The 22,379-nt window shown below is 67.0% G+C and carries 20 protein-coding genes; all 20 read left to right on the top strand.

The genetic code is table 11. From position 1 onward, the window contains the following. Positions 1-54: 54 nt before the first annotated feature. The 20 genes from QXZ94_RS13695 (at position 55) to QXZ94_RS13600 (ending at position 22,160) form a co-directional block, all read left to right on the top strand. Entirely contained in the window at positions 55-1,305 is a 1,251-nt protein-coding gene (locus tag QXZ94_RS13695) for an ABC transporter substrate-binding protein (protein ID WP_172113363.1), read from the top strand. Positions 1,306-1,429: 124 nt separating this feature from the next. After that, positions 1,430-2,254, top strand: a complete 825-nt coding sequence (locus QXZ94_RS13690; protein WP_315720846.1) for an AraC family transcriptional regulator — start codon at positions 1,430-1,432, stop codon at positions 2,252-2,254. Positions 2,255-2,453: 199 nt separating this feature from the next. Continuing rightward, entirely contained in the window at positions 2,454-3,464 is a 1,011-nt protein-coding gene (locus tag QXZ94_RS13685) for a branched-chain amino acid ABC transporter permease (protein ID WP_172113365.1), read from the top strand. A gap of 1 nt (position 3,465) precedes the next feature. Then, positions 3,466-4,557: a branched-chain amino acid ABC transporter permease gene (locus QXZ94_RS13680; RefSeq protein WP_315720845.1), complete on the top strand. Its 1,092-nt coding sequence runs from the start codon at positions 3,466-3,468 to the stop codon at positions 4,555-4,557. Continuing rightward, positions 4,550-5,332 (top strand): ABC transporter ATP-binding protein, encoded by a 783-nt coding sequence (locus QXZ94_RS13675; RefSeq protein ID WP_315720844.1) that lies wholly within the window; start codon positions 4,550-4,552, stop codon positions 5,330-5,332. Before QXZ94_RS13680 ends, QXZ94_RS13675 begins: the two co-directional genes overlap by 8 nt. Next, positions 5,325-7,544, top strand: a complete 2,220-nt coding sequence (locus QXZ94_RS13670; protein ID WP_315720843.1) for an ABC transporter permease — start codon at positions 5,325-5,327, stop codon at positions 7,542-7,544. The genes QXZ94_RS13675 and QXZ94_RS13670 overlap by 8 nt, the downstream gene beginning before the upstream one ends. Before the next feature lie 3 nt (positions 7,545-7,547). Next, positions 7,548-8,393, top strand: coding sequence for a phosphoenolpyruvate hydrolase family protein (locus QXZ94_RS13665; protein ID WP_315720842.1), 846 nt, complete (start codon positions 7,548-7,550; stop codon positions 8,391-8,393). 75 nt (positions 8,394-8,468) lie between these two features. Continuing rightward, positions 8,469-11,360, top strand: a complete 2,892-nt coding sequence (locus QXZ94_RS13660; protein WP_315720841.1) for a flotillin family protein — start codon at positions 8,469-8,471, stop codon at positions 11,358-11,360. Between the two features lie 6 nt (positions 11,361-11,366). Continuing rightward, positions 11,367-11,804 carry an SRPBCC family protein gene (locus tag QXZ94_RS13655; RefSeq protein ID WP_172113371.1) on the top strand — a complete coding sequence of 146 codons (438 nt, stop codon included), beginning with the start codon at positions 11,367-11,369 and terminating at the stop codon, positions 11,802-11,804. Between the two features lie 3 nt (positions 11,805-11,807). After that, complete coding sequence (locus tag QXZ94_RS13650; RefSeq protein WP_315720840.1) at positions 11,808-12,251, top strand: SRPBCC family protein; 444 nt, start codon at positions 11,808-11,810, stop codon at positions 12,249-12,251. Between the two features lie 15 nt (positions 12,252-12,266). Continuing rightward, a complete protein-coding gene (locus QXZ94_RS13645) occupies positions 12,267-13,088 on the top strand; it encodes an FAD binding domain-containing protein (RefSeq protein ID WP_315720839.1) in 822 nt (273 codons plus the stop codon). Between the two features lie 3 nt (positions 13,089-13,091). Then, on the top strand, positions 13,092-13,571 hold the full coding sequence (locus tag QXZ94_RS13640; protein ID WP_315720838.1) for a (2Fe-2S)-binding protein: 480 nt from the start codon (positions 13,092-13,094) through the stop codon (positions 13,569-13,571). Between the two features lie 10 nt (positions 13,572-13,581). Beyond that, positions 13,582-15,150, top strand: a complete 1,569-nt coding sequence (locus QXZ94_RS13635) for a xanthine dehydrogenase family protein molybdopterin-binding subunit (protein ID WP_315720837.1) — start codon at positions 13,582-13,584, stop codon at positions 15,148-15,150. Between the two features lies 1 nt (position 15,151). After that, a complete protein-coding gene (locus tag QXZ94_RS13630; RefSeq protein ID WP_315720836.1) occupies positions 15,152-16,174 on the top strand; it encodes a xanthine dehydrogenase family protein molybdopterin-binding subunit in 1,023 nt (340 codons plus the stop codon). Positions 16,175-16,180: 6 nt separating this feature from the next. Beyond that, complete coding sequence (locus QXZ94_RS13625; protein WP_315720835.1) at positions 16,181-17,062, top strand: MoxR family ATPase; 882 nt, start codon at positions 16,181-16,183, stop codon at positions 17,060-17,062. Next, positions 17,059-18,177 (top strand): VWA domain-containing protein, encoded by a 1,119-nt coding sequence (locus QXZ94_RS13620; RefSeq protein ID WP_315720834.1) that lies wholly within the window; start codon positions 17,059-17,061, stop codon positions 18,175-18,177. Before QXZ94_RS13625 ends, QXZ94_RS13620 begins: the two co-directional genes overlap by 4 nt. Beyond that, positions 18,174-19,061: an amidohydrolase family protein gene (locus tag QXZ94_RS13615; protein WP_315720833.1), complete on the top strand. Its 888-nt coding sequence runs from the start codon at positions 18,174-18,176 to the stop codon at positions 19,059-19,061. Before QXZ94_RS13620 ends, QXZ94_RS13615 begins: the two co-directional genes overlap by 4 nt. 39 nt (positions 19,062-19,100) lie before the next feature. Next, the gene (locus tag QXZ94_RS13610; protein WP_315720832.1) at positions 19,101-19,949 is read left to right on the top strand and encodes an MBL fold metallo-hydrolase; all 849 of its coding nucleotides are present in this window, start codon (positions 19,101-19,103) and stop codon (positions 19,947-19,949) included. Between the two features lie 9 nt (positions 19,950-19,958). Continuing rightward, positions 19,959-21,530 (top strand): isochorismatase family protein, encoded by a 1,572-nt coding sequence (locus QXZ94_RS13605; protein ID WP_315720831.1) that lies wholly within the window; start codon positions 19,959-19,961, stop codon positions 21,528-21,530. A gap of 3 nt (positions 21,531-21,533) precedes the next feature. Further along, complete coding sequence (locus tag QXZ94_RS13600) at positions 21,534-22,160, top strand: NAD(P)H-dependent oxidoreductase (protein ID WP_315720830.1); 627 nt, start codon at positions 21,534-21,536, stop codon at positions 22,158-22,160. The last annotated feature ends 219 nt before the right edge of the window (positions 22,161-22,379 follow it).

Here is a 22,379-nt window from a genome sequence, read left to right as displayed (position 1 = left end):
GACTGGCCGGCACATTCGTGTGCTCCAGCAATGGGCAACAAGGGAGGGAGTTCGATGCACATGCGACGCGTAGGGTTCGCCGTGGTCACGGCGCTTTTGCTGTCCAGTACGGCGTACGCTCAGGACAAGATCAAGGTCGGCGTCACCGCGACGCTCGAGGGCACCTACACGGTGCTCGGCGAAGATGGCATGCGCGGCCACGTCACCGCGCTCAACGTGCTCGGCAAGAAGATCGGCGACAAGGAGCTGGAATTCGTCGTCGCATCGACCGACGCCACGCCCGACTCGGCCGTACGCGCCGTGCGCAAGCTGATCGAGCAGGACAAGGTGCAGATCCTGCTGTCGCCGCTGTCGGGTGACGAGGGCATCGCGGTCAAGAACTTCGCCAAGACGCATCCCGAGCTGACCTTCGTCAATGCCGCCTCCGGCGCGCAGGAGACGACCTACGTCGACCCGGCGCCGAACTTCTTCCGCTTCAACATGGATGGCGCGCAGTGGCAGGTCGGCCTTGGCAAATACGCCTATGAGACCAAGGGGTACCGCAAGATCGCAACCGTCGGCGAGGACTACTCCTTCATCTATACCCAGGTATTCGGCCTGGCCTTGGAGTTCTGCGGCCTCGGCGGCAAGATTTCCAGCCGGCAATGGGTGCCGCTCGGCACCAAGGACTTCGCGTCCGTGATCGCGGCGCTGCCCGATGACGTCGACGCGATCTATCTCGGCCTGGGCGGCGCCGACGCCGTCAATTTCCTCAACCAGTACCAGCAGGCCGGCGGCAAGGCGCATCTGATGGGCGGCTCGATCATGATCGACCAGACCATCCTGTCGTCGAAGGGCAATGCCAAGAACGCGCTCGTCGGCACCATCGCGGCGTCGGGCCAGGCCGATACTTGGGAGGATCCGCGCTGGCAGAAATTCGTCAAGGCCTATCAGGACTCGTTCCCGCCGGAGAAGCGCTTCCCGAGTCCGTCGCTGCTTGCCACCAACTACTACGGCTCGACGATGGCGCTGATCCTGGCGCTGCGCGAGGTCAATGGCGATCTGTCGAACAACCAGGCCAAACTGAAGGCGGCGCTGGCCAAGATCGAGATCGATGCGCCCAACGGCAAGATCAAGCTCGACTCCAACCGTCAGGCGATCGGTACCAACTTCGTGACCGAGGTGGTGGATGACGGCAAGGGCGCCCTGTTCAGCAAGGTCGTGAAGGTGATCCCCGACGTCAACCAGACGCTGGGCTATGACGCGGCGACCTTCGCCAAGATCGGCCTGCCGAGCCGGACCGTGCCTGAATGTAAGAAGTACTGACCAATTATGGTCAGCAGCCAACGCGGCCGGAGCCCGCTCCGGCCGCGTCGTCGCGTCTCTTGCATTCTCCGGGGCAATGATCGACGCTGAAGGGCAAACAACAAGACATTTCGGTGAGGAAGTGATGAGTAGGGCGCTCGCCGTCTTTCATGCTCGCTTCGGCCGCGCGACGGTCTATCAGCTCAATCGACCGTTCAACGTGCACGCGCACCGCGAGGGGCATCTGATCTTTCACGTCGGTGGAACGCCGGCCCATATCGACGTCTGCGACCGGCGCCATCTCATGGGCGAGGAATCCATCGTCGCGGTCAATCCGTGGGAGCCGCACAATTTCGTTCCCAATGACATGGAGAATGGCGCGATCTTCTTCGTGCTCTACGTGAACTCGGAGTGGTTCTCGCCGCCGGCCGCGCGCGAGCAGGGCCTGCGGTTCGGCCGAACCTGCTTTCGCCGCACGGCGGCGCTCGATCGCTGCATTCGCCGCACTGCGGCGCTGGTATGTGGCGCGCCATCCCTGGGCTGCCTCGACGGCGAGTTGCGGCAGCTGATCGACAGCTGCTACGAAGAGAGCTGGCGGATCTCGGACGACCTGCCGGACCGGCCGTGTGCCGAAGTGACGGATTTCCGCGTTCGCAAGTGCATCAAGCTGATGTCGGACAGTCCCTGCGCCGAGATCGAGCTCGATCATATCGCGCGCGAGTCCGGGCTGTCGCGGCCGCATTTCTATCGGTTGTTCCGCAGCCAGACGGGCGTGACGCCGAACCTCTATCTCAACACGCTGCTGATGGAGCGGGCGCTCGACGCGATCGTGGCGACGGAATCGCCGATCGCCGATATCGGCTTCGACCTCGGCTTCTCCTCGCAGAGCGGCTTCACCCGCTTCTTCGCCGGCAATGTCGGCATGGCGCCGACCGACTATCGCCGCGCTGCGAAGGTGCTGCGCTCCTGACGTGCTGCTTCGCACCTTGCGAAAAGAGACTGTCGATCAAATACGCGCGCGCGTCCCCCGCTACACTCGACGGAACGTGATCCGGACAAGGATCCGACGAGGGAGGACGAGCGATGGCCGGCACACCCGGCGATCTTCGGCTGGGTTCGCCCGGCCACTGTGGCGACGGAGCTGCCCTCCCGGTCGTGAGGGAGGATCGATGAGCCGCTTCATCGAGCGCCACCCGATCTGGTCCCTGATCATTCTTCTCGGGATCGCGCTCGCGGCCTGGCTGATCTTTGCGGTCTGGCCGCCCGGACTGGAAGAGGCGATCGGGCGCAAGAAGGTCTTCCTGAGCGCAGTCTTTAACGGCATCACATTGGGCGGCCTCTATTTCCTGGTGGCGAGCGGCTTCACGCTGATCTTCGGGCTGATGCGGAACGTCAATCTCGCACACGGCTCACTCTATCTGTTCGGCGGCTATGTCGGCTACGGCATCTCGTCGGCGACCGGCTCCTGGATCCTCGCCTTCATCGCCGCCTTCATCGTCGTTGCCGTCATCGGTGTCCTGCTTCAGCTGCTGGTGTTTCGCCGCATGGAGGGGCAGGACCTGCGCCAGACCATGGTGACGATCGGGCTCTCCATCGTCTTCGCCGACCTGATGCTGTGGGCATTCGGCGGCGACTTCTATCAGATCCAGACACCGGCCTGGCTGATCGGGCCGATCCAGCTGCCCCTGATGACCGCGATGAAATCGTCGGGCGAGGCGGTGTTCCTGCAATATCCGCTGGTTCGGCTGGTGATCTTCTGCGGCTCGGTCGTCATCGGCATCGCGATGTGGCTTGCGCTCAACCGCACCCGCGTCGGCATGATCGTCCGCGCCGGCGTCGACGATCGCGAGATCCTGGCGGCGACCGGCGTCCAGATCCAGCTCGTGTTCGTGCTGGTGTTTGCGCTCGGCGCCGGTCTCGCGGGCATTGCGGGGGTGGTCGGCGGTACGTTCCAGTCGATCTCGCCCGGCGAGGACACACGATTTCTGCTGGCCTCGCTCGTCGTCGTCATCGTCGGAGGCATGGGATCGATCCCTGGCGCGGCGCTCGGCGCGCTGATCATCGGCCTCGCCGAGCAGCTTGGCTCGGTCTACATCCCGACCTATGCGATCGTCGTGACCTTCCTGATCATGGTTCTGGTGCTGGCGCTGCGGCCCCAGGGCCTGCTGGCGAGGCGATGAGATGTCGCTGATCCAGGAGGCGCGGGCGCGGGACGGGGGGCTCACATCAGGGGGAGCAGCAGCGCGGCCGGCGGCATGGTCGGTGACCGAGCAGCCGTGGGCCTGGGCTGTCGCCGTCTTGCTGCTGATCATGCCGGTCATCGCCAACGGCTTCTTCCTGATCGAGATCTTCGGCACGACCCTGATCCTCGGGACCATCGCGCTGAGCCTGATGTTCCTCGCCGGCTATGGCGGCATGGTCAGTCTGATGCAGCTGACCATCGCGGGCTTTGCCGGCTACATGGTCGCCGTGTTCGGCGTCAGCGGCAACGCCAACATCAGCCTGGGCTGGCCGTGGTGGCTGGCGACGCCGATGGCGCTGGTGCTCGCGGTGCTGTTCGGCACGCTCGGCGGCGCGCTCGCCGTGCGCACCGAAGGCATCTACACCATCATGATCACGCTCGCGATCGGCGCGGCCTTCTACTATTTCACGAACCAGAACTGGGCGATCTTCAACGGCCATACCGGCATCAACACGATCGCGACGCCGCATTTTCTCGGCATCGATTGGCGCATGGATGTCGCCTTCTATTACCTGACGCTGGCGGTGGCCGCGCTTTGTTATTTCGCGGTGCTCTATCTGTCTCGCGCGCCGTTCGGCCTGGCGCTGCAGGGCGTGCGCGACAATCCGAGGCGGATGGCGGCGCTGGGCTTCAACGTCAACGCCCACCGCATCGCCGCCTATGCCTTCGCCGCGCTGATCGCGGGAATGGGCGGTGTGCTGCAGGTCTGGAACTACCGGCAGATCTCGCCGGGCTCGGTCGCGGTCGAGCGCTGCATCGACATTCTGATCGTCGCGGTCGTCGGCGGCATCACCCGTCCGGTCGGCCCCTATATCGGCGCCTTCATCTTCGTCATCCTGCGCACCTTTGCGCTGGATTTCCTGGTCAAGGTCGGGCTCGACGGCAACCGCTTCCGGCTGCTGATCGGGCTCGGCTTCCTGGCCATCGTGTTCTGGTCGTCCGACGGCGTCATCGGCCTGTATGAGCGCTGGCGCAAGCGCGGCGAAGGTGGGGAGGCGCGGGCGCGTCCGGGAGGGCACGGCCATGGATAGGGTGGCTGACCGTCTCTCGGCGCTCGGCTCGGCTGCCGCGCTCGAGCTCCGCGGCGTGACGCGGATGTTCGGCGCCCTGGCTGCGCTGACCGACATTACGATCACCGTGCGGCCCGGCGAGCGGCGCGCGGTGCTCGGCTCGAACGGTGCCGGCAAGACGACGCTGTTCAACTGCGTCACCGGCGACTTCCTGCCGACGTCGGGCACGATCCGCTTCTTCGGCGAGGACGTCACAGCATTTCCGCCGTATGAGCGCATTCGTCGCGGTCTGCGCCGGACCTACCAGATCTCCGCCCTGTTTCTCGGCCTGACGGTGCGCGACAACGTCTATCTGGCCTGCCGCGGCGTGTCGCGCGCGCGCTTCTCGATGCTGCGTCCGAGTGCCAACGATGCGCTGATGCAGGCAGCCGAGCGCCTGATCGAGGCGGTGCATCTCACGGCCGTGCGCGACCAGCTGGTGTCCGAGCTCGCCCATGGCCAGCAGCGTCAGCTCGAGATTGCGCTGGCGCTCGCGGGCGCGCCGCGCTTCATCCTGTTCGACGAGCCAGCGGCGGGCCTGTCGCCGACCGAGCGGCGCGAGCTGGTCGAGATCCTGACATCGCTGCCGCCGCACATCGGCTACATCATCATCGAGCACGACATGGACGTGGCGCTGCGCGTCGTCGAGAGCGTGACGATGATGCACAACGGCCGCATCTTCAAGGAGGGCGCGCCGCACGAGATCGAGTCCGACCCGGAGGTGCAGGAGCTGTATCTGGGAGGCGGTCATGAATGATCGCAGCCGCTCCGCGCCAGCGCTCGAGGTCCGCGGGCTCGACGTCTACTACGGCCATTCGCATGCGCTGCAGGGCGTCGATCTCCGGCTCGACAGCGGTGTGTTCTCGCTGGTCGGCCGCAACGGCATGGGCAAGACCACGCTGTGCAAGGCTATCATGGGTCTGCTGCGCCCGTCCGGAGGCTCCGTGCGGCTGCGCGGCAATGATATAACCGGGCTCAACCCGGCGCGCATCGCACGGCTCGGTGTCGGCTATGTGCCGCAGGGACGGCGTCTGTGGCGCTCCCTGAGCGTCGACGAGCATCTGCGGCTCGCGGCGGGCCTGCGCCGCGGTGCCTGGACCGTCGATCGCGTCTACGAGACGTTTCCGCGGCTCGCCGAGCGGCGCAACAATGGCGGCGGTCAGCTGTCGGGCGGCGAGCAGCAGATGCTCGCGATCTCCCGCGCATTGCTGACCAATCCGCAGCTGCTGATCATGGACGAGCCGACGGAGGGGCTCGCGCCGGTGATCGTCGCCCAGGTCGAGGAGATGCTGATCCGTCTCGGCCAGGACGGCGACATGGCGGTGCTCGTGATCGAGCAGAATATCGGCGTCGCCACCGCGATCTCGCCGCGCGTGGCGATCATGGTCAACGGCCGCATCAACCGCATCATCGACTCTGCGCGGCTCGCCGCCGACCGCGAGCTGCAGCAGCGTCTGCTCGGTGTCGGCCAGCATGCCGGCGACGAGACCGATCTCGGAACGGAGCAGGTCAGGGATGAGCCCGTCGCCCGGCCCGCAGTGCCAGCGGCGCCGAGGTCCGCGCCGGTCAGGGTCTACGTCTCCAATCCCGTGCTGCCGACGCGCTGGTCGCAGCCGGCCCCCATCGCGCTGATCGAGGCCAAGGCGCGCACGCTCTCCACCAGCGTGACGCGGCTCGACGATGCGGCGCGCCCGGGCCGCGAGCGCATGGTGCCGGTCGCGTCGGGCCCGCCGGCCGTGATCGTGGTCGGCACGCTCGACACCAAGGGCGACGAGCTGCGCTTCATCCGCGACATCATTGCCGGCCATGGACTGCGCACCCGCCTGGTCGATGTCTCCACCAGCGGCCGCCAGACGGGCTGCGATGTCTCGGCGCAGGAGGTTGCGCTCAATCACCCCCGCGGTGGCTCGGCCGTGTTCGGGCCGGACCGCGGCGCATCCGTCACCGCGATGGCGGAAGCCTTCTCACGCTGGCTGCGACGGCAGGACAATGTCGTCGGCATCATCTCGGCCGGAGGCTCCGGAGGCACATCGCTGGTCGCTCCGGGCATGCGCGAGCTTGCCGTTGGCGTGCCGAAGCTGATCATCTCCTCGGTCGCTTCCGGCGATGTCGGCGGCTATGTCGGGCCGGCCGACATTGCGATGATGTATTCGGTCACCGACGTGCAAGGCCTCAATTCGATCTCGCGCGCGGTGCTGAGCAACGGTGCCAACGCGCTCGCCGGCATGGTGTCGGCCCGCCAGCAGCAATCGACAGCTGTCGACCGCGCCAGGCCGCAGCGACCCGCCATCGGCATCACCATGTTCGGCGTCACCACGCCGGCCGTGCAGAAGATCACGGCCGCGCTGCGCGACGACTATGAGTGCCTGGTGTTCCACGCCACCGGCGTCGGTGGCCGGTCGATGGAGAAGCTGGTCGATTCCGGCATGCTCGCCGGCGTGGTCGACCTGACCACGACCGAGGTCTGCGACCTCTTGATGGGCGGTGTCTTTCCGGCGACCGAGGATCGCTTCGGCGCCATCATCCGCAGCCGCGTGCCCTATGTCGGCTCGGTCGGCGCGCTCGACATGGTGAATTTCGGCGCGCCGGACACCATTCCCGAGCGCTACCGCGGGCGCAAGTTTCACGTCCACAATCCGCAGGTCACCTTGATGCGCACCACGGCTGCGGAGAATGCGCAGATGGGACGCTGGATCGGCGAGCGTCTCAACCGTATGGACGGGCCGGTTCGCTTCTTCCTGCCGGAGAAGGGCGTCTCCGCGCTCGATGCGCCGGGCCAGCCGTTCTTCGACCGCGAGGCGGACGAGGCCCTGTTCCGCAGCCTCGAACAGACCGTGCGGCAGACGTCGAACCGGCGCCTGATCCGCGTGCCGCATCATATCAACGACAACGAGTTCGTCGCGACCATCGTCGGCGCCATCAGGCCCATGCTGGGGCGACTGCCGGCGCGGCGCAGACAGGCGAGGTGAGTGATGCCGAGATACGAGCGCGCACCGCTGTTGAAGAAGTTCCGCGACATGGTGCGTCGGGGCGTGCCGATCATCGGCGGCGGCGCCGGCACCGGTCTCTCGGCGAAGTGCGAGGAAGCCGGCGGCATCGACCTGATCGTGATCTACAACTCCGGCCGCTATCGCATGGCCGGGCGTGGCTCGCTGGCCGGGCTGATGGCCTATGGCGATGCCAATGCGATCGTGGTCGAGATGGCCAGCGAGGTGCTGCCGGTGGTCAAGAGCACGCCGGTGCTCGCCGGCGTCAACGGCACCGATCCGTTCCGCGACATGGATGTGTTCCTCGATCAGCTCAAGACGCTCGGCTTCTCCGGCGTGCAGAACTTCCCGACGGTCGGCCTGATCGACGGCACCTTCCGTGCGAACCTCGAGGAGACGGGGATTTCCTACGCGCTGGAAATCGACATGATCGGGCGCGCGCATGACAAGGACCTGCTGACGACGCCTTACGTCTTCAATGAAGCCCAGGCCGCGGGCATGGCGATCGCGGGCGCCGACATCATCGTCTGCCATCTCGGCCTCACCACGGGCGGCTCGATCGGCGCGCAGACGGCGCCGAAGCTCGAGGACTGTCCGGGGCTGATCGACAGCTGGGCGTCCGCCGCGCTCAGCGTCAATCCCGAGATTCTCGTGCTGGCGCATGGCGGCCCGATCGCCGAGCCCGACGATGCCGACTTCATCATGAAGCATGCGAAGAACTGTCACGGCTTCTACGGCGCATCCTCGATGGAGCGGCTGCCGGTGGAGCGGGCGCTGACGGAGCAGGTGCGACATTTCAAGGCGATCAGCTCGCGGCCGCGCCGCGTCTGAGACGGCAACACGAAGTCCGGCAGCAACGGCGCCTTGCGCCATGTTTGCCGGATGGGAGACTGAGGGAGGAATGGGATGTCCGGGGTTCTGATCGGTGAGCTGATCCTTTGGCTGATCATCGCGATCATCGTCATCGTGGTCGCCGTCTACATCGTCAACTGGCTGTATCATCGCTCGTCGAAGGAGGTCTCCTTCGTCCGGACCGGCTTCCTCGGCGAGCGCGTCGTGATCAATGGCGGCGCCTTCGTGATGCCGTTCATCCACGACTACACCCCGGTCAACATGAACGTGCTGCCGATGGGCATCACGCGCTCGAAGCAGGATGCCGTGATCACGCGCGACCGGATGCGCATCGACATCGAGGCGGATTTCTATGTCCGCGTGCAGCCGACCCGGGAGGCGGTGTCGATTGCGGCCGCGACGCTCGGCCGGCGCACCCTCGAACCGGAGAAGCTGCATGCGCTGTTGTCGGGCAAGTTCGTCTCCGCCTTGCGCTCCGTTGCGGCCGAGATGACGATGGAGCAGATGCACGAGCAGCGCGGCGATTATGTCGGACGCGTCAAGGCGGCCGCCGCCGAGGCGCTGGCACAGAACGGCCTGGAGCTGGAATCGGTCGCGATCACCGATCTCGACCAGACCGATCTCGAATTCTTCAACCCGTCGAACCGGTTCGACGCCGAAGGCCTGACCCGGCTGATGGAGGACATCGAGAGCAAGCGCAAGCTGCGCAATGACATCGAGCAGGACTCGATGATCAAGATCCGTACCCGCAATCTGGAGGCCGAGCGCGAGGCGCTCGAGATCGAGCGGGAGAGCGAGACGGCGCGGTTGGATCAGGAGCGCGACATCGAGATGCGCCGCGCCCTGCAGCGAACGGAGGTGGCGCGCGAGCGGGCACTGCGCGAGACCGAGGCCGAGCAGGCGCAGATAGCGGCGCGCGAGGCGATCGAGAAGGCGCGCATCGCCAACGAGCTTTCGATCGCGGAAGCACGGATCGCGGCCGAGCGCGATACCCGGCAGCGCGAGATCGAGCGCACCAGGGCAGTCGAGGAGCGCGAGCTGCTGGCGCGCGAGGACATCGAGAAGGCCCGCATCGCCAATCAGCGCGCCATCGATGCTGCGCGCATCGAATCCGAGCGCGAGGTGCGCCAACGCGACATCGAGCGCACCCGGACCATCGAGGAAGCCGAGATCGCCGCGCGCGAGGCGGTGGAGAAGGCCAGGATCCAGCAGGACCGCGCCGTCTCCGATGCGCGCATCGCCAACGACGAGGAGACGCGACGGCGCGAGATCGAGCGCACCCGCGCCATCGAGCAGGCGGAGATCGCGGCGCGCGAGGCGACCGAGAAGGCGCGGATCGCGCAGACCATGATCGTCAACCTCGAGCGTATCAGCTCCGATGAGCGGACGCGTGCGACCGAAATCGCACAGGTGCGCAATATTCAGGAAGCTGAGATCGAGGCGCAGAAGGCGGTCGAAGCCGCGCGCATTGCGCGCGAGCAGGCGCTGTCGGCGGAGCGCATCGCCGCCGAGCATGCCACGCGCAGGCTGGAGATCGAGCGCAATCAGGGCATCGAGATCGCCGGCATCGCCGCGCGCGAGGCGACGGAAGCCAGCCGCATCGCGCAGGAGGAGCGAGTCCGCGCGCTCGAGATCGCGCGGGTCAGGACGATCGAGCAGGCCGACATCGCCTCGCGAGAGGCGATCGAGGCGGCGCGGATCGCCCAAGAGCAGGCGGTGGCCGAGAAGCGAATCCTCTCGGAGAAGGAGACGCGCAGCCTCGAGATCGCGCGCACGGAAGCTGTCGAGGCGGCCGATCTCAAGCGGCGCGAGGCGGTCGAGCGGCGCCGCATCGAGGTCGAGCTGGCGCTGGAAGCCGAGCGCATCGCCTCGTCGCGTACCCGCGAGGTGCTCAACATCGACCAGAAGAAGGCCATCGAGCTTGCCGACGAGCTCAGGGTGATCGAACTCGCCGCCAAGCGCGCCGAGCGCATCGATGCGGATCGCCAGGTCAAGGAAGCCGAGATCGTCGCGCGCAAGCAGGTCGAGACCGCCGACGTCTCGCGCGAGCAGGCGCTGGAGGCGGTCAGGCTGGAACGCCGCCGGTCGATCGAGCAGCTCGAGGTCGCCCGCGTGCAGTCGCTGCAGGAAGCCGAGATCGCCGCGCGTGAGGAGGTGGAGCGCGCACGCATCGCGTCCGATCGAGGTCTCGACGAGGCGCGTATCGGCAGGGAGCGCGAGCTGCGCAAGCTCGAAGTGAACCGCGAAAAGGATGTCGAGACGGCGCTGATGGAGAAGGCCATCGCGCTGTACCAGAAGTCGCTGGAGGAATCCGCGGCCAAGGTCTCGGCCGAGGAGGCGCGCACGCGCGCGACCGAGGCGGCGGAGAAGGTGATCACCGCGCGCGAGAGCGAGATCGCCCGCAGACGCAAGACGGTGGAGGTGCTGCTCGCCGAGAAGCAGGCCGAGGAGACGCGGATCGCGGCCGAGGCCGAGCGGGTCCGCGCGGCGGTCGAGGCCGAGGCACAGCGGCTGCTCAATGAGGCCGAGAACGTTCTGACCGACCAGGCGCGCTATTCGCTGTTCCGGCGCAAGCTGCTCGACCGTATCGAGGGCATCGTGCGCGAAAGCGTCAAGCCGATGGAGAAGATCGAGGGCATCCGCATTCTCCAGGTCGACGGCCTGAACGGAAATGGTGGCAACGGCAATGGCGGTCGCAGCGCCACCGACGAGGTGATCGACTCGGCGCTGCGCTACCGCGTGCAGGCGCCGCTGATCGACTCCATTCTGTCGGACATCGGTGTCGAAGGTGGCAGCCTGGCCAAGATGCCCGGCCTGATCCGCGAGGCCAGGGACATGCAGGGCATCCGCAAGGACACCGCGGCGCGCAAGGAGTCCGGTAGCGGAGCCGGCGACGGCGCGCCGTCGGAGCCGCCCACCGACCGCGGTCCGCGCAAGAAGGGTTGATGCGAGATGGCGAGGGTCTACGTCTCCACGGTGGTGAGTGCTCGCAATGACCGGGTATGGGCACGCGTCCGCGACTTCAATGGCCTGCCGAACTGGCATCCGGCGATCGCCGAGAGCCGCATCGAGGGCGGTGAACCCGCTGACAAGATCGGCTGCGTCAGGGATTTTCGGCTGCGCAATGGCGACCGCATCCGCGAGAAGCTGCTCGGCCTGTCCGACTACGACATGTTCTGCACCTATTCGATCCTGGAATCGCCGATGGGCGTGTCGAACTACGTCGCGACCTTGCGGCTGACGCCCGTCACCGACGGTGACAGGACGTTCCTGGAGTGGACCGCCGAGTTCGACTGCGCGCCGGAGCGCGAGGCCGATCTGGTGGCCTCGATCGGCGGTGGCGTGTTCCAGGGCGGCTTCGATGCGCTGAAGCGCGCGTTCGGAGGCTGAACCGTGCCGCACGTCGTCAAGAGCACGATCATCGACGCGCCCACCACGGCGGTGTGGGATGTGCTGCGCGACTTCAACGGCCATGACCGCTGGCATCCGGCGGTCGCGACGTCCGCAATCGAACGTTCGCAGACGTCCGACAAGATCGGATGTATCAGGCGCTTCCGCCTCAAGGACGGCTCCGAGCTGCGTGAGCAGCTGCTGGCGCTGTCCGATCTGGAGCAGAGCTTCAGCTACTGCCTGCTCGACACGCCGATCCAGCTCTTCAATTACGTCGCCCACGTCCGGCTGCTGCCGGTCACCGATGGTGATCGGACATTCTGGCACTGGGAAAGCCGTTTCACGACGCGGCCCGAGCAGTCAGAGGCGCTCACGCGCATGGTCGCCGAGGACATCTATCAGGCCGGCTTCGAGGCGATTCGATCGCATCTGAAGCAGGCGGCATGAGCGAGAGGTGAATCGATGCCGGTGACGGTCAAGACGTTCCAGGCGTTGAGCGAGGCGGCATCCGCGCTGTCGTCCGATCGCGCCACCCGCTATCTCGGCGGCGGCACGCTGGTGATGCGCGATCTCAACGAAGGCGACGTCTCGGTTGCGACGGTCATCCGCGCGACCGACCGCGTTCTGCAAAGCATCGATGCAGCGGGTGCACGCATCCGGATCGGCGCCGGTGTCACCTTTTCCCGCGTGCTTGCCGAACGCGATCTCAGCTTCCTGCATCCGGCAGCACGTTCGATCGGCGGGCCCGCGGTGCGCAACATGGGGACCGTGGGCGGCAATCTGTTCGCGCCCGCGCCGTTCGGCGACTTCACGGTGGCGCTGCTGGCGCTCGACGGCATGGTCTCGATGCAGGGCGGCTTCGGTCTGCGGGACATGCCGCTCGAGGAGTTCCTGCAGTCCCGCGATCGTCAAGCCGGTGCGCTGGTCGTCGCCGTGTCCTGTCTCCGGCCGGCGTCGGCCGATGCCTTCCGCTACCGCAAGATCGCCCGTATCAAGCCGAAGGGTGGATCGGTCATCACGCTCGCCGCGCATCTTCCGCAGAGCGGCGGCCGCGTCACCGGCGCCCGCATCGCGCTGGGATCGATGGCGCCGACCGCTGTTCGCGCCAAGGGGGCCGAGCGCGCGCTCGAAGGCCGGCCGCTCGATGCCGGCGCAATCAGCGCCGCCGCCGCTGCGGCAGCCGAGGGAACGGCGCCCACCGACAATTCGCTGGCGAGCGCCTGGTATCGCCGCGAAGTGGTCGGCGTGCATCTGCGGCGGCTGCTGTCGGGACAGGAGAGCTAGAGCATGGCCAAGACCCCCCTTCAGTTCCGGCACAATGGTCGCGACGTCGCGCTGTTCGTCGATGGCGGCACCAATCTGCTGGTGGTGCTGCGCGAGATGCTGGGCGATGTGACGCCGAAGTTCGGCTGCGGGCAGGGGGGCTGTGGCGCCTGCACGGTGCTGATTGATGGCGAGGCCCATCTCTCCTGCCTGACACTGGCTGAAGCCGTCGAGGGCCGGGCGGTGGAGACGCTCGACGGCATCAAGACCGGGCCGAGCCTGCATCCGCTGCAGCGCGCGTTCGCCGACGGCTTCGCCGCGCAATGCGGCTATTGCACGCCGGGCATGCTGATGGCGGCCAAGGCGCTGCTCGACCGGACCCCGCAGCCGAGCCGTGAGCAGGTGGTGGAGGCGATCTCCGGCAACATCTGCCGCTGCACCGGCTACGAGCCGATCATCAATGCGGTGCTGGCCGCGGCCGCATCGCTGCGCGCCAGCGCCTGAGGAGAACGCCATGCTGGAACTGCGCAAGGACATCTTCGCCGACGAGCGTGACGACGCTCTCCATGAGATCGGCAAGGGCACCCAGCGCCAGGACATGCTCGGCCACGTCACGGGCACGTCGACCTATTTCAATGATCACAAGCTGCAGGGCATGCTGCATCTACGCGTCGTGAGGTCCACACAGCCACATGCGCGGCTGCGCCGCATCGACACCAGCGAGGCCGAGCGGAGCGAGGGCGTCCGCCGGGTCATCCGCGGCGCCGATGTGCCGCGCAATCTGAACACGCTGCTCAGCCTGATCAATTTCGGCAAGGATGATGAGCCGACGCTGGCCATCGACAAGGTGCGTTACCGTGGTGAGCCGATCGTCGCCGTCGTTGCCGAGACGCCGCGCGCGGCGGCGGAGGCGGCCGCCAAGGTGCGCGTCGACTACGAGACCTTGCCGGCCGTGTTCGACGTCGAGGACGCGCTGAAGCCCGGCGCGCCCACGGTGAACGAGACCTATCCGAAGAATACGTTCACCTATCACGAGCGCTACGATCACCAGAAGCTGCGCTTCGGCGACGTCGAGCGTGGCCTTGCCCAAGCCGATCACGTCCTGGAACAGCGCTACCAGATGTCGCCGATCGAGCATGCGCCGGTCGAGACCAACGGCTCGATCGCGGCGCCCGACACCAACGGCCGCTATGTCGTCTACACCTCGACCCAGGCGCTGTTCTTCTCGCTCGACACCTGCGCCAAGATCCTCGATCTGCCGTCGAACACGTTCCACTTCATCGGCGGCACGGTGGGTGGCGGCTTCGGCGGCAAGGTCGATACGCTGACCGAGCCGCTCGCCATCCTCGCCGCGATGCTGACCGGTCGCCCGGTGCGATACGTGCTCGGGCGCGAGGAGGAGATGCAGTTCGGACCGCCGCGCGGCGCCGAGCGCATCTACATCAAGGACGGCGTCATGCGCGACGGCCGGATCGTTGCGCGCCAGATTCGCGGCTATTTCGACTCCGGCGCCTATACGCGGCTGTCGAGCTACGCGGTGGTGAAATGTGCGGCGCATCTGCCGGGGCCCTACACGATCCCGAACGTGCATGGCGACATCTACTGCGTCTACACCAACCGCACGCCGGCCACCGCGATGCGCGGTTTCGGCATCACCGGCATGGACTTCGCGCTCGAATGCCAGATGGACAAGCTCGCGCATCTCATCGGCATGGATCCGATGGAGTTCCGCATCCTGAATGCGTATCGCGACGGCGACATGAAGGCGCATCGCCGCGAGGCCAAGAACACCGCGCTGATCGAATGCGTGCAGGTCGCCGCCGAGAAGGCCAAATGGCCGATCCGCGAGGAATTCCGCCGGATGTCGTCGCGCAAGGATGGCGGCGGAGCACGTGCGGCAGTGCCGTCCACGCCACGTGAGCCGGCGAGCGCGCGGCCTGCGCCGGCGCAGCAGCGCACGAGCTATGACCGCGGGCTTCCGATCTCTCCGTCTTCGGAGCCGCCACCACCACAGAGCCCGGCACCGGCTCCCGCACATGGCGCGACGCGGTTCTCGTCGGTGTTCGGCACGAGGAGGCGCTGAGATGACGAGGCACCGCGGCCGCGGCATGGCGGCGATCAACTATCCCATCGGCATGAATCTCGGCGGCGATCCGAGCCAGGCGCTGGTGCATTCCAACCCCAGCGGCAAGTTCACGGTGGCGCTGTCATCGATCGATCTCGGCCAGGGCATGAAGTCGGTGACGCGTCAGATCTGCGCCGAGACGCTCGGCGTGCCGGTCGAGGACGTCTATGTCGACACGGCGGACTCCGACACCGGGCCGCATTGCATGGGCTCGTTCGCTTCGCGCGGCACCCATCGCGTCGGCAATGCGGTGATGGCCGCGGCCAAGGAGGCGCGCGGCGTGATGATGGAGGCGGCGGCGGAGGAGCTGGAAGTCAACGCTGGGGATCTTGAGACCGACGGTCGCGGCAACATCCACGTCAAGGGCGCGCCGCATCGCTCGATCTCAGTGAAGGACGTCGCCATCGCCGCGCAGTTTCGCCAGGGCAAGACGATCTCGGGACGCGGCATCTTCCTGGTGCCGCTGTCGGACGTCGATCCCGAGACCGGCGAGATGTCGCCGGCCACCTGCTATGCGCATGCCTGCCTCGTCGCCGAGGTGGAGGTCGACGACGAGACCGGCGAGGTCGGCGTGATCCGGATGGACTCTGCCTACGAGCTGGGTCGCGCGCTCAATCCGCGTCTGGTCGAGCAGCAGCTGGTCGGCGGCGCCTGGATGGGGATGAGCCACGCGCTCTATGAGACGACGGAGCCTTACTATCCTGATCCGAAGCAGGGGCCCCGTGACTTCGTCGAATATCTGATGCCCGGACCCGGCGACATCTGTCCGCACGACATCGCGGTGCTGGAGCGGCCGGCGCCGGACGGCCCGTTCGGCGGCAAGGGGCCGGGCGAGATGTGCGCGAACCCGGTATTGCCGGCCATCGCGAATGCGATCTTCAGCGCAGTCGGGGTTCGCATCGACGAACTGCCGATCACGCCCGAAAGAGTGCTGCGTGCGATCAAGGCCCAGGGCGGCGCCCGGCCGCAGACGCGGCGGTGAGGCGCGATGGTGGTCCGCAGCAACATCGTCGGCATCGACTCGCCGCAGGCGCTGGAGAAGGCGTTGCGCGCAGCCTATTATCTGGCCGACGACGGGCTCTCCACTGCCGCATATCTCGCGCTTGCGCTCGGCAAGCCGCTGCTGCTCGAAGGCGCGCCGGGCGTCGGCAAGACGGAGGCGGCGAAGGCGATCGCCGCCGTGCTCGGCCGCAAGCTGATCCGACTGCAATGCTATGAGGGCATCGACGCTGCGGCTGCGCTCTACGAGTGGAACTATCCGCGCCAGATGCTCGCGATCCGCCAGGCCGGCGAGGAGAGCATCGACATCTATGGCGAGAGCTTCCTGATCGAGCGGCCGATGCTGGCCTGTCTGCGCGCGCCGGACTCGACCGTCCTTCTGATCGACGAGATCGATCGCGCCGACCAGGAGTTCGAGGCGTTCCTGCTCGAATTCCTCTCGGACTTCCAGATCTCGATCCCCGAGCGCGGCACGGTGCGCGCCGCCGAGCGGCCGATCGTCGTGCTGACCTCGAACCGGACCCGCGATCTTCATGAGGCGTTGCGCCGCCGCTGCGTCTACCATTGGATCGACTATCCGGGGGCCGAACGCGAAGCCCGGATCGTAATGATGCGGGCCTCCAGCGTTGCCGAGGCGACTGCGCGCGCCGTGGTGGCGGCGGTCGCGAAGCTCAGGCGCGAGCCCTTGAGCAAGGCGCCGGGAATTGCGGAGGCAGTCGACTGGGCCGAAGCGGCGACGCTCCTGAACCAGACCGGCGCGCGCTGGCCCGATGCCTTCAAGCGCTCGATTGGCGTGGCGCTGAAGGACGAGGAGGATCTATCCTTCGTCGCGCCCCGGCTCGATGCGCTGCTCGCGGAGGCGATGACATGAGCGAGCCGCGACTGCCACGAGCGACCGAGATTTTCGTCACCTTCGCCGCGCTGCTGCGGCGGAACGGATTCGCGATCGCGCCCGAGCAGACCACGGCGTTTCTCGCTGCGATCGAATTGCTGGGCCCGTCCAGTCTCGACGACATTCGCCGCGCTGGAGCCGCAACCCTGGCGCCGCCGCCCGAGCGGCTCGCGACCTATCATCTGCTGTTCGACATTCACTTTGGGGTCACTGACGCGGCAGCCCTTAGCGACACCGACCAGCCGGACGACGTCGTGCGGCTGCAGGAGGAGGGCGACGAGGGCGTCGATCCCGACAGCGCCCAGGAGCAGAACGAATCCGGGTTGGCCGCCACGCGGACCGAGGCGCTGGTCGCGCGCCGCCTTGCTGCGGCCACCGGCGGCACTGCCCTGCAGCGCCTCGCGCGTCAAGCCCGGGCAAGGTTGCCGAAGCGGCGCGGACACCGCCGCATGCGGGCGCGGCGCGGCGGCTTCGTCGATCTGCGCAGGACCTTGCGGGAGAGCGTGCGGCGTGACGGCGAGGTGTTGTCGCTCCGGCGCTTGAAGCGCCGGCCGCGGCTGCGCCGCCTGCTGCTGCTGATCGACGTCTCCGGCTCGATGAAGGCGCGCACCGAGGACAACATGCGGCTCGCGCATGTGCTGGTGCAGGCGGTGCCCCAGGCCGAGGTGTTCACACTCGGGACGCGGTTGACCCGCGTGACGCGCCCGTTGCGCCTGAAGCGGCGCGAGCAGGCGCTGCTCGCGGCCTCGCATCTGGTCAGCGACTGGGACGGCGGCACCCGGATCGGCGAGGCACTGCAGGCGTTCCTCGCGGTGCCGCGCTTCTCGACCTATGCGCGCGGCGCCGCGGTGCTGGTGATCTCGGACGGGCTGGAGCGCGGCGATCATCAGGCGCTCCGCGATGCCGTCTGGAAGCTGTCGTTGCGCGCCTGGCGCCTGAGCTGGCTGACGCCACTGGCGACCGCGCCCGGATTCAAGCCACAGACGGAAGCGCTGCAGGCGATCGCGCCTTACGTTGACGACATCGTTCCCGGCGGATCGGACGAGGCGATCGTCGCGCACGTGCTGTCGCTGGCGCAGAGGAGGGCGGCATGAGCGGATATGTCGATGCGCATCATCACATCTGGCGCCAGGCCGACCTGCCCTGGCTCGTCGGTCCGATGCAGCCGCGCATCTTCGGCCCCTACGAGCCGATCCGGCGCGACTATCCGATCGAAGAATTTCTCGGCGACATCGCCGCGAGCGGCGTGACGCAGTCGGTCTACGTCCAGACCAATTGGGCCAAGGACGGCTTCGAGGACGAAGCCGCATGGGTGCAACGCACGGCCGATGCGCACGGCTTCCCGCACGCGATCGTCGCTTACGCGGACCTCTCGGTCGAGGATGCTCGGCCGCAGTTCGACCGGCTCGCGCGCTACCCGCTGCTGCGCGGCGTGCGGATGCAGCTGCATTGGCATGACAACCCGCTGTATCGCTTCGCGGCGTCGCCCGATCTCTGCAGCGATCCGAAGATCCGTTCCAACATCGCACGGCTCGCCGACTACGACTGGTCGTTCGACCTGCAGGTGTTCGCGCCGCAGATGGCGGGTGCGGCGGCCCTCGCCGAGAGCTGTCCGTCCGTCACCTTCATCCTGCAGCACGCCGGCATGCTGGAGGATCTTTCGCCTGAAGGACGCGAGCAATGGCGCGCGGGCATGCAGCGGCTCGCCGCCTGCGGCAATGTCGTCAGCAAGCTCTCGGGCCTCGGCACCTTCATCCGCCGCAACGACCCCGCGCACGTCGCCGACGTCGTGCGCGAGACGACCGCCATGTTCGGTGCCGAGCGCTGCCTGTTCGGCTCGAACTTTCCGATCGAAAAGCTCTGGACGGATTATCGCGCGCTCGTTGCGGCCTACGAGGCAGCGATCGAGGATCTCGATGAGCGCGCACGCACGCAAATCATGGGAGAGACCGCGCGGCGCGTCTATCGGCTCGGCTGACGCCGCTCGCAACGACAACAAAAGCAACAGGGAACGCTCATGGCGCTGGAAATCAAGATTCTCGACTATGGTGATATCGAGCTGGAATCCAGCTTCCTCGTGCTCGGCCGCGACTGCGGCCGTACTCGCCGGGTGCTGACGCTCGGATTCCTGATCCTGGGCGGGCCCTATCCGGTCGTGGTCGACACCGGCTACCGCTCGAACCAGATCATGGAGACGCTGGGCATGCGCGGCCTGCAGTACCATGAGAACATGATCGAGAACCAGCTGGCGCGCCACGGCGTGCGCATGGGCGACGTCCGCTATGTCTGCCACACCCATCTGCACATCGATCATGCCGGCAAGGACGATCTGTTTCCGATGAACACGACGGTCGTGCTGAACCGCCGCGAGCTCGAATACTCCGTCTCCGGCCTGATGCATCCGCAATATCCGGCGCCGGACATCAAGCATTTGATCGACAGGCTGCACACCAAGAGCGCGCTGCGTTTCCTCGATCTGGAGCTGACTGGCCCGGTGGAGCTGATGCCCGGCGTCTATTGCGACGCCGCCAACGCCCACACCGAGGGATCGATGAACGTTCATGTCCACACCGCCGACGGCATCGCCACCATCTGCGGCGACGTGATCTACGACTTCAACGACCAGATCGTGACGCCGTTCAACGAGATCCAGGACGCCGAGCCGCGCACCACCGGCAACCATGGCACCAGCAAGCGCGCCGAGAAGGCGGCGATCAAGAAGCTGCTGTCGAGCTCGCGCTACCTGCTGCCCGTTCACGACCGTCCCGCCAAGATCGAGGGCGGGATGGTGGTCGGGCGACTGCACGACCAAGTGCCGGGCCCCGTCGTGCAATCGCTGCCACAGCGGCACTGGTTTCCGGCGTGAGGACGCGTCATGACCCACGTCACTTTGCGTCCTGGATTCGAGAGCCTGATCGATCCCTACGCGCCGGTGGCGCAGGTCGCGACCGGATTCGAATTCACGGAGGGACCGATCTGGCACCCGGCCGAGCAGTTCCTGCTGTTCTCGGACATGCCGGCCGACGTGCGGCGCCGCTGGGATGCGAAGCGAGGCGTCGTCGAGATGCGGCGGCCCTCGAGCAAATGCAACGGCATGACCTACGATGCCGAGCTCAACCTCATCGTCTGCGAGCACGCGACGTCGTCGCTGGTGCGCGAGCGGCCCGACGGGCGGCGCGAGATTCTGGCGTCGCATTTTCAGAACCAGGAGCTCAACAGCCCGAATGATGTGTGCGTCCACTCCAGCGGCGCGATCTATTTCTCGGACCCCTGGTATGGCCGCATGCCGGTCTATGGCGTCGAGCGGCCGCGGCAGCTCGGCTTCCAGGGCGTCTATTGCGTGCCGCCGGGGGGCGGAGCGCCGCTTCTGCTGGTCGACCGTTACATGTTCGATCAGCCCAACGGGCTGTGCTTCTCGCCGGACGAGAAGCTGCTCTACGTCAACGACACCGTGCAGGCCGTGATCCGCGTGTTCGACGTCGGCAGCGACGGTACGTTGTCGAATGGCCGCGTCTTCGCCAGCGGCATCCGCTCGGAGCTCGAGCCGGGTGTGCCCGACGGCATGAAATGCGATCAGCGCGGCAATGTCTGGGTCACCGCGCCGGGCGGCGTCTGGGTCTATGCGCCCGGTGGCGAACTGCTCGGCAAGGTGCGCGTGCCGGAGCTGGTCGCCAACCTGGCTTGGGGCGGGCCTGAGTTTCGCACGCTCTATCTCACCGCCACCCATTCGGTCTACGCGATCGCGACCAAGGTCGGTCCGCGCCACGAGCCGTACATGAGTGCGCGGCCTGGGGGCGCCACAACGTCGTCCTCTCCGCAGGCGCCGCAACTGGCAACGGGCGACATGCAGCTCGATCCGCGCCGCTGTGCGATGATCATCCAGGACCTCCAGAACGACGTCATCATGGATGGCGGTGCTTTTGCCGAGTCCGGAGCGCCTGGTCATGCCAAGCAGCAGCGCGTGGTCGACAACGTCCGTCGGCTGGCCGAGGCCGCCCGGGCGCGCGGCGTCGTGATCATCCATGTCTGGTTCGTGGTCGAGCCCGGCGCGCCCGGGGTGACGCTCAACGCCCCGCTGTTCGAGGGGCTGGTCGACAGCAAGGCGATGGTCCGCGGCAGCTGGGGCGCGGCGCCCGTTGCGGGGCTCGAGCCGCGCAGCGGCGACTTCGTCGTCGAGAAGATGCGGATGAGCGCGTGGGAAGGCACGCGGCTGGAGACGATCCTCAAAGCCACCGGACGAGACGTCATCATCAACACCGGTGCCTGGACCAACATGTCGGTCGAGCACACCGCGCGCACCGGCGCCGACAAGGGCTATTTCATGGTGGTGCCGGAGGATTGCTGCTCGACCATGAATGCCGACTGGCACAACGCGTCGATCAACTTCGCCCTGCAGAACGTCTCCGTCGTCACCCGGGCCGATGCCGTGATCAAAGCGCTGGGGTAGGGCATGCCCAAGCTGCTTCATCTCGTCGCCTCGCCGCGTACGGACTCCGAATCCGGCGCTGGCGCACGCGTCTTTCTCGACCGTTTCAGGCAGGCACGGCCGGGTTGGGACGTCGACGAGATGCATTTGTGGCGCGAGAGCCTGCCCGAATTCGATGGCGAAATCCTGCAGGCGAAGTATGCGCGCATGGGCGGGCGTGCCTTCACCGACAGCCAACGCGCGGCTTTCGCGATCGCCGAGCGCATGGCGGTGCGGCTCGATCTGGCCGAGCGCGTCGTGATCTCGACGCCGATGTGGAATTTCGGCATCCCCTACAAGCTCAAGCACTGGCTCGACATCATCAACCAGCCCGGTCTCACCTTCCGTTTCGATCCTGCGCGCGGCTATCTGCCGCTGTTGAAGGACCGTCCGACGCTCGTGATCCTCGCGAGCGGCGGTGACTTCGCGACGGGCATGAGCCGCGGCCGATCGGATCTTGCCACGCCCTATCTGCGCGAGGCGCTGCGTTTCATGGGCCTCCGCGACGTCAGGTTCGTCGCCCTTGGGCCGACCAGCGGGCCGTCCGAGCACACGGGCGCGGCGCGAGACAGGGCACATCGGCAACTCGTCGAGCTGGCCTCGCGATTCTGAATGGCGGGTTCGGCGACGCGCGTGGCGTAGCTCCGACCTGACCCAGTCGGCGATGGCGCACACTGCCGATCGCTGCGGCTCACGCGGCCTCCGTCAGGTCAGCGTCACCACCTTCGCAATGGAACTCCGGCATGTCGGGCCACCTGGACGAGCCTGCCGCCGCGACAAGGGTTTCATCAAGAGGACGCTCCGATCGTCCAGAGCAAGGTCGCTATGCTC

Origin of the sequence: Bradyrhizobium sp. SZCCHNS2022, from assembly GCF_032377575.1 — a bacterium.
Classification (GTDB): Bacteria; Pseudomonadota; Alphaproteobacteria; order Rhizobiales; family Xanthobacteraceae; genus Bradyrhizobium; species Bradyrhizobium aeschynomenes.
Note: the sequence above shows the minus strand (reverse complement) of the source record. Positions and strands in the feature narration are given on the sequence as shown.